12 protein-coding genes are annotated in these 14,075 nt (G+C 71.5%); 11 read left to right on the top strand and 1 reads right to left on the bottom strand.

What is annotated here, in order from left to right:
* Positions 1-28: 28 nt before the first annotated feature.
* Positions 29-769 (bottom strand): maleylpyruvate isomerase family mycothiol-dependent enzyme, encoded by a 741-nt coding sequence (locus ACPC54_RS16880; protein ID WP_498965549.1) that lies wholly within the window; start codon positions 767-769, stop codon positions 29-31.
* 290 nt (positions 770-1,059) lie between these two features.
* Between ACPC54_RS16880 and uvrA the strand changes: the two genes are divergently transcribed.
* The 11 genes from uvrA (at position 1,060) to ACPC54_RS16825 (ending at position 14,041) form a co-directional block, all read left to right on the top strand.
* Positions 1,060-3,972: an excinuclease ABC subunit UvrA gene (gene uvrA, locus ACPC54_RS16875; RefSeq protein WP_498965548.1), complete on the top strand. Its 2,913-nt coding sequence runs from the start codon at positions 1,060-1,062 to the stop codon at positions 3,970-3,972.
* A 102-nt stretch (positions 3,973-4,074) separates the two neighbouring features.
* Positions 4,075-4,521, top strand: coding sequence for a Rieske (2Fe-2S) protein (locus ACPC54_RS16870; RefSeq protein ID WP_498965547.1), 447 nt, complete (start codon positions 4,075-4,077; stop codon positions 4,519-4,521).
* A 66-nt stretch (positions 4,522-4,587) separates the two neighbouring features.
* The gene (uvrC, locus tag ACPC54_RS16865) at positions 4,588-6,627 is read left to right on the top strand and encodes an excinuclease ABC subunit UvrC (protein WP_498965546.1); all 2,040 of its coding nucleotides are present in this window, start codon (positions 4,588-4,590) and stop codon (positions 6,625-6,627) included.
* 118 nt (positions 6,628-6,745) lie between these two features.
* Complete coding sequence (gene rapZ, locus ACPC54_RS16860; protein WP_498965545.1) at positions 6,746-7,630, top strand: RNase adapter RapZ; 885 nt, start codon at positions 6,746-6,748, stop codon at positions 7,628-7,630.
* A 71-nt stretch (positions 7,631-7,701) separates the two neighbouring features.
* Complete coding sequence (locus ACPC54_RS16855; RefSeq protein WP_498965622.1) at positions 7,702-8,799, top strand: gluconeogenesis factor YvcK family protein; 1,098 nt, start codon at positions 7,702-7,704, stop codon at positions 8,797-8,799.
* The gene (gene whiA / locus ACPC54_RS16850; RefSeq protein WP_498965544.1) at positions 8,790-9,770 is read left to right on the top strand and encodes a DNA-binding protein WhiA; all 981 of its coding nucleotides are present in this window, start codon (positions 8,790-8,792) and stop codon (positions 9,768-9,770) included. The genes ACPC54_RS16855 and whiA overlap by 10 nt, the downstream gene beginning before the upstream one ends.
* Positions 9,771-10,069: 299 nt before the next feature.
* The gene (gene gap, locus ACPC54_RS16845; protein ID WP_498965543.1) at positions 10,070-11,077 is read left to right on the top strand and encodes a type I glyceraldehyde-3-phosphate dehydrogenase; all 1,008 of its coding nucleotides are present in this window, start codon (positions 10,070-10,072) and stop codon (positions 11,075-11,077) included.
* Between the two features lie 153 nt (positions 11,078-11,230).
* A complete protein-coding gene (locus ACPC54_RS16840; RefSeq protein WP_498965542.1) occupies positions 11,231-12,433 on the top strand; it encodes a phosphoglycerate kinase in 1,203 nt (400 codons plus the stop codon).
* A 4-nt stretch (positions 12,434-12,437) separates the two neighbouring features.
* Entirely contained in the window at positions 12,438-13,223 is a 786-nt protein-coding gene (tpiA, locus tag ACPC54_RS16835; protein ID WP_498965541.1) for a triose-phosphate isomerase, read from the top strand.
* An 87-nt stretch (positions 13,224-13,310) separates the two neighbouring features.
* Complete coding sequence (secG, locus tag ACPC54_RS16830) at positions 13,311-13,547, top strand: preprotein translocase subunit SecG (protein WP_498965540.1); 237 nt, start codon at positions 13,311-13,313, stop codon at positions 13,545-13,547.
* Positions 13,548-13,753: 206 nt separating this feature from the next.
* Complete coding sequence (locus tag ACPC54_RS16825; RefSeq protein ID WP_030308030.1) at positions 13,754-14,041, top strand: RNA polymerase-binding protein RbpA; 288 nt, start codon at positions 13,754-13,756, stop codon at positions 14,039-14,041.
* Positions 14,042-14,075 lie beyond the last annotated feature (34 nt).

Raw genomic sequence — 14,075 nt, 5'->3', positions numbered from 1 at the left:
AACAGGGTCCAGGATCATCGTCCCGCCCTCAGCCCATCGGGGGAAGCCAGGGGAGCTCGGTGTCGGGGGTGCGGCGCAGGTCGGCGCCGTCCGAGCGGCCGGAGAGCCAGGCGGCGAGGGCGCGGACCGGGCCCCGGGCGGTCAGCGACGGGGTGCCCAGGCCGATGACGGCGCGGTCCTCGGTGTCGTCCGCGATCAGCTCGACGGCGGCGTCCAGGTCGTCGTCGCCCTCCAGGACCTTGGCGAGCCGGCGGAACTGGGACACCGCGAAGGCCTCCGACCACTGCGCCGGGGTGTAGCCGGCGTCGAGGTCGACGTGGTGGTAGTCCAGCTCCAGCAGGCGCTTCATCGGGATCTCGTGCGCCGGGAAGACGTAGCCGGAGCGGTGCTTGACCCCGGCCGTCCAGGCCTCGGCGGTCATCAGCGCGGCGGCCTCGGCGAAGCGGGCGTGCGAGTCGCGCAGGTCGGCGAGCTGGACGTCCAGCGGGCGGGGCGCGTCGCGCTCGATGTCCTGGTCGCGGGCCTCGTTGCTGGCGTACTGCGGGATGTCGGTGCCGGTGCGGGCGCCGTTCAGCAGGTTGACCAGGGAGTCGGCGTTGCGCGCGAGGTGGGCGAGCACGTGGCCGCGGGTCCAGCCGGGGAGCGCGGAGGGCCCGGTGACGGCGTCGGGCTCCAGGGCGGCGACGGTGGTCAGCAGACGCTGGGTGCTCTCCTCGGCCCGGGCGAGCCAGCTGGCGGCGGAGACGGCGGCGGACTGCGGGTCGGTCATCGATCCTGCCTTCGGTGCGGACGGGGCGTTGCCCGCGGGGGGCTTCGCTCGTTGACCAGCTGACGCTATCGCCGAATCCGGGCCCTGAGCAGGGGGTTTTTCGGTCCGGGTACGGACCGTCCGGGGCGGGCCCTCACTCGTTCGGGTGGTCCCCGCTGGACAGAGTCGATATTCGAACGTCTGAGCTATAGGCTGGCTGCCGCATCCTGGAAGAAGAACACGAACCCAGAAGCAGACCTCCCGAACCTCGGCGCAAGCCGTCTCGGCACCGGAGAAAGGCGCCAGAAGCAGTGGCCGACCGCCTCGTCGTCCGCGGTGCACGCGAACACAACCTCAAGAACGTCTCGCTCGACCTGCCCCGCGACTCCCTCATCGTCTTCACGGGCCTCTCCGGCTCCGGCAAGTCCTCGCTCGCCTTCGACACGATCTTCGCCGAGGGCCAGCGCCGCTACGTCGAGTCGCTGTCCTCCTACGCCCGCCAGTTCCTGGGTCAGATGGACAAGCCCGACGTGGACTTCATCGAGGGCCTCTCCCCGGCCGTCTCGATCGACCAGAAGTCCACCAACCGCAACCCCCGCTCGACCGTCGGCACCATCACCGAGGTGTACGACTACCTGCGCCTGCTGTTCGCCCGGATCGGCAAGCCGCACTGCCCGCACTGCGGCCGCCCGATCGCCAAGCAGTCGCCGCAGGCGATCGTCGACAAGGTGCTGGAGCTCTCCGAGGGCACCCGCTTCCAGGTGCTCAGCCCGGTGGTGCGCGAGCGCAAGGGCGAGTTCGTCGACCTGTTCGCCGACCTCCAGTCCAAGGGCTACTCCCGCGCGCGGGTGGACGGCGAGACGATCCAGCTCGCCGAGCCGCCGAAGCTGAAGAAGCAGGAGAAGCACACCGTCGAGGTGGTCGTCGACCGCCTGACCGTCAAGGAGAGCGCCAAGCGGCGGCTCACCGACTCGGTGGAGACGGCCCTGCGGCTGTCCGGCGGCATGGTCGTGCTCGACTTCGTCGACCTCCCGGAGGACGACCCCGAGCGCGAGCGGATGTACTCCGAGCACCTCTACTGCCCGTACGACGACGTGTCGTTCGAGGAGCTGGAGCCGCGCTCGTTCTCCTTCAACTCGCCGTTCGGCGCCTGCCCGGACTGCTCGGGCCTGGGCAACCGGATGGAGGTCGACCCGGAGCTGGTCGTGCCGGACCAGGAGCGCTCGCTGGACGAGGGCGCGATCCACCCGTGGTCGGCCGGGCACGCCAAGGAGTACTTCCAGCGCCTGATCGACGCGCTGGCCGAGGAGCTGGGCTTCCGCACCGACATCCCCTGGGCCGGGCTGCCGGCCCGCGCCAAGAAGGCGCTGCTGTACGGGCACAAGCACCAGGTGCAGGTCCGCTACCGCAACCGCTTCGGCCGCGAGCGCTCGTACAGCACCGGCTTCGAGGGCGCCGTCCCGTTCATCCAGCGCCGGCACACCGAGGCGGAGAGCGACAGCAGCCGCGAGCGCTTCGAGGGCTACATGCGCGAGGTGCCGTGCCCGACCTGCCAGGGCACCCGGCTCAAGCCGGTGGTGCTGGCGGTCACCGTCGAGGAGAAGTCGATCGCCGACGTCTCGTCGATGTCGATCAGCGACTGCGCCGAGTTCCTGGGCGCGATGAAGCTGAACGACCGGGACAAGCAGATCGCCGAGCGCGTGCTCAAGGAGGTCAACGAGCGGCTGCGCTTCCTGGTCGACGTCGGCCTGGACTACCTGTCGCTGGACCGCGCGGCCGGCACCCTCTCCGGCGGCGAGGCGCAGCGCATCCGGCTGGCCACCCAGATCGGCTCCGGCCTGGTCGGCGTGCTGTACGTGCTGGACGAGCCGTCGATCGGCCTGCACCAGCGGGACAACCACCGGCTGATCGAGACGCTGGTGCGGCTGCGCGACATCGGCAACACCCTGATCGTGGTCGAGCACGACGAGGACACCATCAAGACCGCGGACTGGGTGGTGGACATCGGCCCGGGCGCCGGCGAGCACGGCGGCAAGGTGGTGCACTCCGGGTCGCTGAAGCAGCTGCTCACCAACAAGGAGTCGCTGACCGGCCAGTACCTGTCCGGCAAGCGGTTCATCCCGGTCCCGGCCGAGCGCCGCGAGCGGGACAAGAAGCGGCAGTTGACGGTGCACGGCGCCCGCGAGCACAACCTCAAGGACGTCACGGTCGGCTTCCCGCTGGGCACCTTCACGGCGATCACCGGCGTCTCCGGCTCCGGCAAGTCGACGCTGGTCAACGACATCCTCTACACCCACCTCGCCCGGGAGCTGAACGGCGCCCGCAGCGTGCCCGGCCGGCACACCCGGATCACCGGCACGGACCTGGTGGACAAGGTGGTGCACGTCGACCAGTCGCCGATCGGCCGGACGCCGCGCTCCAACCCGGCCACCTACACCGGGGTGTTCGACCACGTGCGCCGGCTGTTCGCGGAGACGCAGGAGGCCAAGGTCCGCGGCTACCTGCCCGGCCGGTTCTCGTTCAACGTGAAGGGCGGCCGCTGCGAGAACTGCACCGGCGACGGCACCATCAAGATCGAGATGAACTTCCTGCCGGACGTCTACGTGCCGTGCGAGGTGTGCCACGGCGCCCGGTACAACCGGGAGACGCTGGAGGTGCACTACAAGGGCAAGTCCATCGCCGAGGTGCTGGACATGCCGATCGAGGAGGCGCTGGCCTTCTTCGAGGCCGTCCCGGCGATCGCCCGCCACCTGCGGACGCTCAACGACGTCGGCCTCGGCTACGTCCGGCTCGGCCAGTCCGCGCCGACGCTGTCCGGCGGCGAGGCGCAGCGCGTCAAGCTCGCCTCGGAACTGCAGAAGCGCTCCACCGGGCGGACGGTCTACGTGCTGGACGAGCCCACCACCGGCCTGCACTTCGAGGACATCAGCAAGCTGATCAAGGTGCTCAGCGGGCTGGTCGACAAGGGCAACACGGTGATCGTGATCGAGCACAACCTCGACGTGATCAAGACCGCCGACTGGGTCGTCGACATGGGCCCCGAGGGCGGTTCCGGCGGCGGCACGGTGGTCGCCGAGGGCACCCCGGAGCAGATCGCGGCCGTCCCGGAGAGCCACACCGGCAAGTTCCTCCGGGACATCCTGCCGGGCGACTTCGCGGACGCCCCGGTCGCCGCCCCCGCCAAGCGGGCGCCGCGCAAGCGGGCCGTCGCGGCGAAGAAGTAGTCGGCCCCGCCCCGCCGTTCCCCGGACGTCCAGGGGGCGGCGGGGCGCGTGCCGCATAGACTTCCGTGGTCCCACGAGCAGCCGAACCGCAGGAGAGCACCGATGTCCGAGGCCCCCGAGTCCAGCCCCGCCACCTCCCGCCGCACCCTGCTCTGCGGAGCCGCGGCCGCCCTGGCGGCCGGCGGCACCGTGGCGGTCGCCGGCTGCGGCTCCTCCGCCGACTCCTCCTCCGGCAAGAGCAGCGCCCCCAAGGGCCCGGTGGACCTCGGCCCGGCCACCGACGTCCCGGTCGGCGGCGGAAAGGTCTTCCGGGAGCAGAAGATCGTCGTGACCCAGCCCGCCGAGGGCCAGTTCAAGGCGTTCAGCGCCAAGTGCACCCACGCCGGCTGCGTGGTGGACCAGGTGAAGAAGCAGCAGATCCAGTGCCCGTGCCACGGCAGCCGGTTCGCCATCACCGACGGCTCCGTGCAGGACGGCCCGGCCCCGACCCCGCTGCCCGCCTACGCCGTCACGGTCGAGGGCGGGAACCTCAAGGTGACCCCGAGCTGAAGCAGGCGAGCCCCGTCCCCGTGATCTTTCCCCCGCGGCACCGGCCCCGATCGGTACGGTGGACCCATGGCTGACCCGAGCACCTACCGCCCGGCGCCGGGAGCGATCCCGACGTCCCCGGGCGTCTACAAGTTCCGCGACGCCCACGGCCGGGTCATCTACGTCGGCAAGGCCAAGAGCCTGCGCCCGCGCCTGTCCTCGTACTTCCAGGACCTGGCCGGGCTGCACCCGCGCACCGCGACGATGGTGACCACCGCCGCCTCGGTGGAGTGGACGGTGGTCGCCACCGAGGTCGAGGCGCTGCAGCTGGAGTACTCCTGGATCAAGGAGTTCGACCCCCGGTTCAACGTCAAGTACCGCGACGACAAGAGCTATCCGGAGCTCGCCGTCACCCTGAACGAGGAGTACCCGCGGGTCCAGGTGATGCGCGGGGCGCACAAGAAGGGCGTGCGCTACTTCGGCCCGTACGGGCACGCCTGGGCGATCCGCGAGACGGTCGACCTGCTGCTGCGCGTCTTCCCCGTCCGCACCTGCTCCAACGGCGTCTTCAAGCGCGCCCGGCAGGTCGGCCGGCCCTGCCTGCTCGGCTACATCGGCAAGTGCGCGGCGCCCTGCGTCGGCAAGGTGACGGCGGACGAACACCGGGCGCTGGCCGAGGACTTCTGCGACTTCATGGCCGGGCGCACCGGCAACTACCTGCGCCGCCTGGAGACGGAGATGCAGGAGGCCGCCGAGGAGATGGAGTACGAGAAGGCGGCCCGGCTGCGGGACGACATCGGCGCCCTCAAGCGCGCGATGGAGAAGAACGCCATCGTGCTCGCCGACGCCACCGACGCCGACCTGCTGGCCGTCGCCGAGGACGAACTCGAAGCCGCCGTGCAGATCTTCCACGTCCGCGGCGGCCGGGTGCGCGGCCAGCGCGGCTGGGTCACCGACAAGGTCGAGGACGTCGACACGGCCGGCCTGGTCGAGCACGCCCTGCAGCAGCTGTACGGCGCCGCCGCCGCGGACGAGCGCAACGAGTCCGTCCCGCGCGAGGTGCTGGTGCCCGCGCTGCCCGACCCGGTCGGGCCGGTCCGGGACTGGCTGAGCGACCTGCGCGGCAGCCAGGTCGACCTGCGCATCCCGCAGCGCGGCGACAAGAAGGACCTGATGGCCACCGTGCAGCGCAACGCCCAGCAGGCGCTGGCGCTGCACAAGACCAAGCGGGCCTCCGACCTCACCACCCGCAGCCGCGCCCTGCAGGAGATCGCCGACGCGCTGGAGCTGGACTCCGTCCCGCTGCGCATCGAGTGCTTCGACATCTCCCACCTCCAGGGCGAGGACGTGGTCGCCTCGATGGTCGTCTTCGAGGACGGCCTGGCCCGCAAGAGCGAGTACCGGCGCTTCCAGATCAAGGGGTTCGACGGCCAGGACGACGTCCGCTCGATGCACGAGGTGATCGGCCGGCGCTTCCGCCGCTACCTCCAGGAGCGCGAGCAGACCGGCGAGTGGGCCGTCCCCGAGGCGGACGACGAGGGGGAGGGCCCGCGCACCGAGGACGGCCGCCCGCGCCGCTTCGCCTACCCGCCGCAGCTGTTGGTGGTCGACGGCGGCCAGCCGCAGGTCGCCGCCGCCCGTCGCGCCCTGGACGAACTCGGCATCGACGACGTCGCGCTGTGCGGCCTGGCCAAGCGCCTGGAGGAGGTCTGGCTGCCCGGCGAGGACGACCCGGTGGTGCTGCCCCGCTCCAGCGAGGGCCTGTACCTGCTGCAGCGCGTCCGCGACGAGGCCCACCGTTTCGCGATCACCTACCAGCGCGCCAAGCGTTCCAAGCGACTCACCGCCGGGGAGCTGGACTCCGTCCCGGGCCTCGGCGAGACTCGCCGCCGGGCACTGCTCAAGCACTTCGGCTCGCTGAAGAGGCTCCGGGCGGCCACCGTCGACGAACTCTGCGCCGTACCCGGCATCGGACGCCGCACGGCGGAGACAGTCGCGGCGGCGTTGTCCTCCCGTACACCCGCCGCACCCGCGGTCAACACCGCGACCGGCGAGATCATCGAGGACGGGGCCGACGAGGTCGTGACCGCAGTGCCCCTGACCGCACCATCCCAGGAGACGCCATGACGGCCGACGCCGCCCGTCAGCAGGCCCGCCCCGCCCCCGCGCGCCCGTCCGGGCCGGGGAAGGGCGGCCGCGCCGTAGGCGTTCTCCCCAGCAGAAAGACCGAGAGCGGGGAACCGAAGTGACCGTGTCAGACGTGGCCGAGAACGCGCCGGAGCTGGTGATCATCTCCGGCATGTCCGGAGCCGGCCGCTCCACCGCGGCCAAGTGCCTGGAGGACCTCGGCTGGTTCGTGGTCGACAACCTGCCGCCGGCCCTGATCCCGACCATGGTCGACCTCGGCGCCCGCTCCCAGGGGAACGTGGCCCGGATCGGCGTGGTCGTGGACGTCCGCGGCCGGCAGTTCTTCGACGACCTGCTGACCTCGCTGGACGAGCTGGAGAAGCGCGGCGTGCGCCTCCAGGTGGTCTTCCTCGACTCCTCCGACGAGGCCCTGGTGCGCCGCTTCGAGAGCGTCCGCCGCCCGCACCCGCTGCAGGCGGACGGCCGGATCGTCGACGGCATCGCCCAGGAGCGCGACCTGCTGCGCGACCTGCGCGGCGAGGCCGACCTGGTGATCGACACGTCCAACCTCAACGTGCACCAGCTGCGCGCCAAGCTGGACGCCCAGTTCGCCGACCACGACGAGCCCGAGCTGCGCGCCACCGTGATGTCCTTCGGCTTCAAGTACGGCCTGCCGGTCGACGCCGACCTGGTGGTGGACTGCCGCTTCCTGCCCAACCCGCACTGGGTGCCCGAGCTGCGCGCCCGCACCGGCACCGACGCGGACGTCGCCGACTACGTGTTCCAGCAGCCCGGTGCCAACGAGTTCCTGAACGGTTACGCGGAGCTGCTCCGGATCGTGACCGAGGGGTACCGCCGGGAGGGGAAGCGCTACATGACGCTTGCCGTAGGCTGCACCGGTGGCAAGCACCGGAGCGTCGCCATGTCCGAGCGGCTGACCAAGCGTCTCATCGCGGACGGGGTGGAAACGGTGCTCGTCCACCGTGACATGGGCCGGGAGTGACCGCCGCCCTCCTGCCGGGCCCCGGCGGAGCCGGTGGCGGGGCGAGGAACGCGAGGTGATTCGTGGCGGGAGTGGCGGGATACGGGCCCGGGCGGCAGCCGCAGGGCAGAGCCGGTGACCGGGCGGGCAGCCCGGCCCGGCCCCCGGCTCCGAGCCGGCCGCGCAGCAGTCCCGCCCGGACCAATCCCGCCCCCCGGATCGCCGCCCTCGGCGGCGGCCAGGGCCTGTCCGCCTCGCTGTCCGCGCTGCGCCGGCTGACCACCGACCTGACGGCCGTGGTCACCGTCGCCGACGACGGCGGCTCCAGCGGCCGGCTGCGCGAGGAGCTGGGCGTGCTGCCGCCGGGCGACCTGCGCAAGGCGCTGGCCGCGCTGTGCGGGGACGACGACTGGGGCCGCACCTGGTCCGAGGTGATCCAGCAGCGCTTCACCGGCACCGGCGAGCTCGGCGGCCACGCGGTCGGCAACCTGCTGATCGTGGCCCTCTGGGAGAAGCTGGGCGACCCGGTGGCCGCGCTGGACTGGGTCGGCCGGCTGCTGAACGTCCAGGGCCGGGTGCTGCCGATGTCGGCGGTGCCGCTGGACATCGAGGCGACGGTGCGCGGTCTCGACCCGGCCCGCCCGGGCGCGGTCACCGCCGTGCGCGGCCAGGCCAGCGTCGCGGCGACCCCGGGCACGGTGCAGTCGATCCGGCTGCTGCCGGCCGAGCCGCCGGCCGTCCCGGAGGCGGTCGCGGCCGTGCGCGAGGCGGACTGGGTGGTGCTCGGCCCCGGCTCCTGGTTCACCAGCGTGCTGCCGCACCTGCTGGTCCCCGAGCTGGCCAAGGCGCTGGAGGAGACCCGCGCCCGCCGCCTGCTCACCCTGAACCTCGCCCCGCAGCCCGGCGAGACCGAGGGCTTCACCCCGCAGCGCCACCTGGAGGTCATCGCCGACCACGCCCCGGGCCTCGCCGTGGATGCGATCCTGGTGGACGAGCGCGCCGTCACCGGTGGCGCCTTCGGCCAGGCGGACCTGGCCGGATTGGAGAAGGCCGCCGAACGGATGGGTGCCGCTCTGGTGCTCGGTACGGTGGCCCGCACCGACGGGAGCCCGCGACACGACCCGGAGCTGTTGGCGGCCGCGTACGACCGGATTTTCCGGACACATGGAAGGATCGGGCCATGGCGATGACTCCAGCGGTGAAGGACGAGATCAGCCGGCTCCCGGTCACGCGGGCCTGCTGCCGCAAGGCGGAGGTGTCGGCGATCCTGCGGTTCGCGGGCGGACTGCACATCGTGAGCGGCCGCATCGTGATCGAGGCGGAGCTGGACACCGGGGCGGCGGCGCGGCGGCTGCGCAAGGACCTGCTGGAGATCTTCGGGCACTCCTCCGACCTCGTGGTGATGGCCCCCGGCGGGCTGCGGCGCGGCAGCCGCTTCGTGGTCCGGGTGGTCAAGGACGGCGAGCTGCTGGCCCGCCAGACCGGTCTGGTGGACGGCCGGGGCCGCCCGATCCGGGGCCTGCCCCCGGCGGTCGTCTCCGGCGCGACCTGTGACGCCGAGGCGGCCTGGCGCGGAGCCTTCCTGGCGCACGGCTCGCTCACCGAGCCGGGCCGCTCCTCCTCGCTGGAGATCACCTGCCCCGGCTCCGAGGCCGCCCTGGCGCTGGTCGGTGCGGCCCGCCGGCTCGGCATCCCGGCCAAGGCCCGCGAGGTGCGCGGGGTGGACCGGGTGGTCATCCGCGACGGCGACGCGATCGGCGCGCTGCTGACCCGGCTCGGCGCCCACGAGTCGGTGCTCGCCTGGGAGGAGCGCCGGATGCGGCGCGAGGTCCGGGCCACCGCGAACCGGCTGGCCAACTTCGACGACGCCAACCTGCGCCGCTCGGCCCGCGCCGCGGTGGCGGCCGGCGCCCGGGTGCAGCGCGCGCTGGAGATCCTGGGCGAGGAGGTGCCCGAGCACCTGGCCGCGGCCGGCCAGCTGCGGATGCAGCACAAGCAGGCCTCGCTGGAGGAGCTGGGCGCGCTCGCCGACCCGCCGCTGACCAAGGACGCGGTGGCCGGCCGGATCCGCCGGCTGCTGGCGATGGCGGACAAGCGCGCGTCGGAGCTGGGCCTGCCGGGCACCGAGGCGAGCCTGACGGACGAGATGGCGCTCAACTGACGCTCACGGTGCGTGACGAAACCACGGCCGGTGCCCGCACGACGGGCGCCGGCCGTGCGTCGTTCCGGGGCCGGGCCGGGCTCCCGAATTGGTCAAGACCAATGGTCCTGGGACCAACTGCCCGGCGGGGTAGGGACGGACGGCCTGAAAGCGGGTTTCGGGGGCGCCACGCCCAGTCTCACGAGGTGGCGCGATGTGCCCTCCCAGCCGTCCGAGGGGTAGGGTCGTAGGCGGTCGGGGACTTCCCAAATCTCATCCCGTCGGCCTCGTGCCGGCGTACCTAACGAGGAGATCGGTTCGTGACGATCCGGGTAGGCATCAACGGCTTCGGCCGCATCGGCCGCAACTTCTTCCGCGCTGTCAAGGCTCAGGGCGCGGACATCGAGATCGTCGGTGTCAACGACCTCACCGACACCAAGACCCTGGCCCACCTGCTCAAGTACGACACCACCCTGGGCACCTTCCCGGGCGAGGTCTCGCACACCGAGGACAGCATCACCGTCGACGGCCACACCTTCAAGGTGACCGCCGAGCGCGACCCCGCCAACCTTCCCTGGGCCGCCCTGGGCGCCGACATCGTCGTCGAGTCCACCGGCATCTTCACCAAGGCCGAGGCCGCGGCCAAGCACATCGCCGCCGGCGCCAAGAAGGTCATCATCTCGGCGCCCGCCACCGGCGAGGACATCACCGTCGTCCTGGGCGTCAACGACGACAAGTACGACGCGGCCAACCACCACGTCATCTCCAACGCCTCCTGCACCACCAACTGCGTGGCGCCGATGGCCAAGGTGCTGAACGAGAGCTTCGGCATCGTCAAGGGTCTGATGACCACCGTCCACGCGTTCACCAACGACCAGGTCACCCTGGACTTCCCGCACAAGGACCTGCGCCGTGCTCGTGCGGCCTCGCAGAACATCATCCCGACCTCGACCGGTGCCGCCAAGGCGACCGCCCTGGTCCTGCCGGAGCTGAAGGGCAAGCTGGACGGCACCTCGCTGCGCGTCCCGGTCCCGACCGGTTCCATCACGGACCTGGTCGTCACCCTGGAGCGCGAGGTCACCAAGGACGAGGTCAACGCGGCCTTCCAGAAGGCCGCGCAGGAGGGCCCGCTCGCGGGCATCCTGGCCTACACCGAAGACCCGATCGTCTCCTCGGACATCGTCAACGACCCGCACTCCTGCATCTTCGACTCCCAGCTCACCATGGTCCAGGGAAACCAGGTCAAGGTGCTCGGCTGGTACGACAACGAGTGGGGCTACTCGAACCGCGTCGTCGACCTGGTCGCCATCGTCGGTGACCAGCTCTGACGAAGTGGGAGCTGACGTGATGTGAGGGCGAGGGCCCGGACGGCGCACCATGCCGACCGGGCCCTCGTTCTGCGTACAAGAACCTTCCAGGCGGCCCCTGCGCCGTGCCGCCTCTCTGCGCATCAACCATCTCCCCAGGAGACCGAAGAACCCGTGAAGACCATCGAAGACCTCGACGTCGCAGGCAAGCGCGTCTTCGTCCGCGCCGACCTGAACGTGCCGCTGGAGGGCAGCACGATCACCGACGACGGCCGGATCCGCGCCGTCGCGCCGACCATCGCCAAGCTCGTCGAGCGCGGTGCCAGGGTCGTCGTCGCCTCGCACCTCGGCCGGCCCAAGGGCGCGCCGGACCCGCAGTTCTCGCTCGCCCCGGCGGCCGAGCGCCTCGGCGAGATCCTCGGCAGGAACGTCGTCTTCGCCGCCGACACCGTGGGCGACAGCGCGAAGGCCGCGGTGGCCGGGCTGGGCGACGGCGACGTCGCGCTGCTGGAGAACCTGCGCTTCAACGCCGGTGAGACCAGCAAGGACGACGCCGAGCGCAAGGCCTTCGCCGAGCAGCTCGCCACCCTGGCCGACCTGTACGTGGGCGACGGCTTCGGCGCCGTGCACCGCAAGCACGCCTCGGTCTACGACCTGCCCGGCCTGCTGCCGCACGCCGCCGGCGACCTGATCGCCACCGAGGTCGGCGTGCTGAAGAAGCTCACCGACGAGGTCGCGCGCCCGTACGTCGTCGTGCTCGGCGGTGCCAAGGTGTCCGACAAGCTCGCCGTGATCGACAACCTGCTGGAGAAGGCCGACAAGATCCTGGTCGGCGGCGGCATGGCGTACACCTTCCTCGCGGCCAAGGGCCACGAGGTCGGCATCTCGCTGCTGCAGAAGGACCAGATCCCGGTCTGCCTGGAGTACCTGGCCCGGGCCGAGAAGCGGGGCGTCGAGTTCGTCCTGCCGGTCGACGTCCTGGTCTCGGCCGACTTCCCGGACCTCAAGACCAAGGCCCCGGCGAACCCGACGACCGTCGACGCGGACGCGATCCCGGCCGACCAGGAGGGCCTGGACATCGGCCCGAAGACCCGCGAGCTGTACGCGGCGAAGCTGGCCGACGCGGGCACCGTGTTCTGGAACGGCCCGATGGGCGTCTTCGAGCACCCCGACTACGCGAACGGCACCAAGGCCGTCGCGCAGGGCCTGCTCGACAGCCCCGGCTTCACCGTGGTCGGCGGCGGCGACTCCGCCGCGGCCGTTCGCATCCTGGGCTTCGACGAGAACGCCTTTGGACACATCTCGACCGGCGGTGGCGCGAGCCTCGAGTACCTGGAGGGCAAGACCCTTCCCGGTCTCGCCGCCCTGGAAGGCTGACAGCATGACTGAGCGTCTCCCGCTGATGGCGGGCAACTGGAAGATGAACCTCAACCACCTTGAGGCCATCCAGCACACCCAGAAGCTGGCGTTCGCGCTGGCCGACAAGGACTACGAGGCCGTCGAGGTCGCCGTCCTGGTGCCGTTCACCGACCTGCGGTCGGTGCAGACCCTGGTCTTCGGCGACAAGCTGAAGATCAAGTACGGCTCGCAGGACATCTCGCAGCACGACTCCGGCGCCTACACCGGCGAGGTCTCCGGCCCGATGCTGGCCAAGCTGCAGTGCACCTACGCGGTGATCGGCCACTCGGAGCGCCGCCAGTACCACGGCGAGAACGAGGAGATCGTCAACGCCAAGGTCAAGGCCGCCTACCGGGCCGGGGTCACCCCGATCCTGTGCATCGGCGAGCCGCTGGAGATCCGCAAGGCCGGCACCCACGTCGAGTACACCCTGGCCCAGCTGGACGGCGCCCTGGAGGGCGTCCCGGCGGACCAGGCCGAGTCGATCGTGGTCGCGTACGAGCCGGTCTGGGCGATCGGCACCGGCGAGGTGGCCACCCCGGAGGACGCGCAGGAGGTCTGCGCCGCCATCCGCGGGCGGATCGCCGAGCTGTACGACGCCGAGCTGGCCGGCAAGGTCCGGGTGCTGTACGGCGGCTCGGTCAAGTCGTCGAGCGCGGCCGGCCTGATGGCCAAGCCCGACATCGACGGCGGCCTGATCGGCGGTGCCTCGCTGGACGCCGACGAGTTCGTCAAGATCGTGCGCTACCGTGACCAGGCAGTAGGCTAACGCCGCCGCAGCAACGTAGGCTTTGGGGCCGGACCGCCGTACGCGGCCCGGCCCCTTCGCCGAAGATACGAGAGAGTTGGTCCCGTCGTGGTTCTCGGATTCTCGATTGCCCTGATCGTTTTCAGCGCACTGATGATCCTGCTGGTGCTGCTGCACAAGGGGAAGGGTGGCGGTCTGTCCGACATGTTCGGCGGTGGCGCCATCTCCACCGGCGGAGGCTCGGCGGTGGCCGAGCGCAACCTGGACCGCATCACCATCGTGGTCGGCCTGGGCTGGTTCGCCTGCATCATCGTGCTCAACATGGTGCTCAAGTACAAGAGCTGACGAGGGCCTGACGCCCCGTCGTCCGAGCGATTATCCTGGGACGGTCGGGGCCCGTGGGCGATGGTGGCGGATGCTTAGCTCCTGCTTACACTAGGACGACTTTCGCCACCGACGCGCATCGCGGCGGGTCGGCGCACCAGCACGCAGGGAGTCAGACCGTGGCAAGTGGCAACGCCATCCGTGGCAGCAGGGTCGGAGCCGGCCCGATGGGCGAGGCGGAGCGCGGCGAGTCCGCCCCGCGCAACCGGATCAGCTTCTGGTGTGCCAACAAGCACGAGACCCGGCCCAGCTTCGCCGCCGAGGCCGTCATCCCGGACACCTGGGACTGCCCGCGCTGCGGCTTCCCCGCCGGGCAGGACGAGCACAACCCGCCGGCGCCGTCCCGCAACGAGCCCTACAAGACCCACCTCGCGTACGTCCGCGAGCGGCGCACCGACGCGGACGGCGAGGCGATCCTCGCCGAGGCGCTGGCCAAGCTGCGCGGCGAGATCTGAGCCGGGCTCCCACAGCTGCGAGTGCGAAAGGGGC

The sequence above is a fragment of the Kitasatospora sp. NPDC094028 genome (genome assembly GCF_049543595.1).
Taxonomy (GTDB): domain Bacteria; phylum Actinomycetota; class Actinomycetes; order Streptomycetales; family Streptomycetaceae; genus Kitasatospora.
The sequence above is the reverse complement of the archived record's forward strand: the minus strand, read 5'-3'. Positions and strand labels throughout refer to the sequence as shown.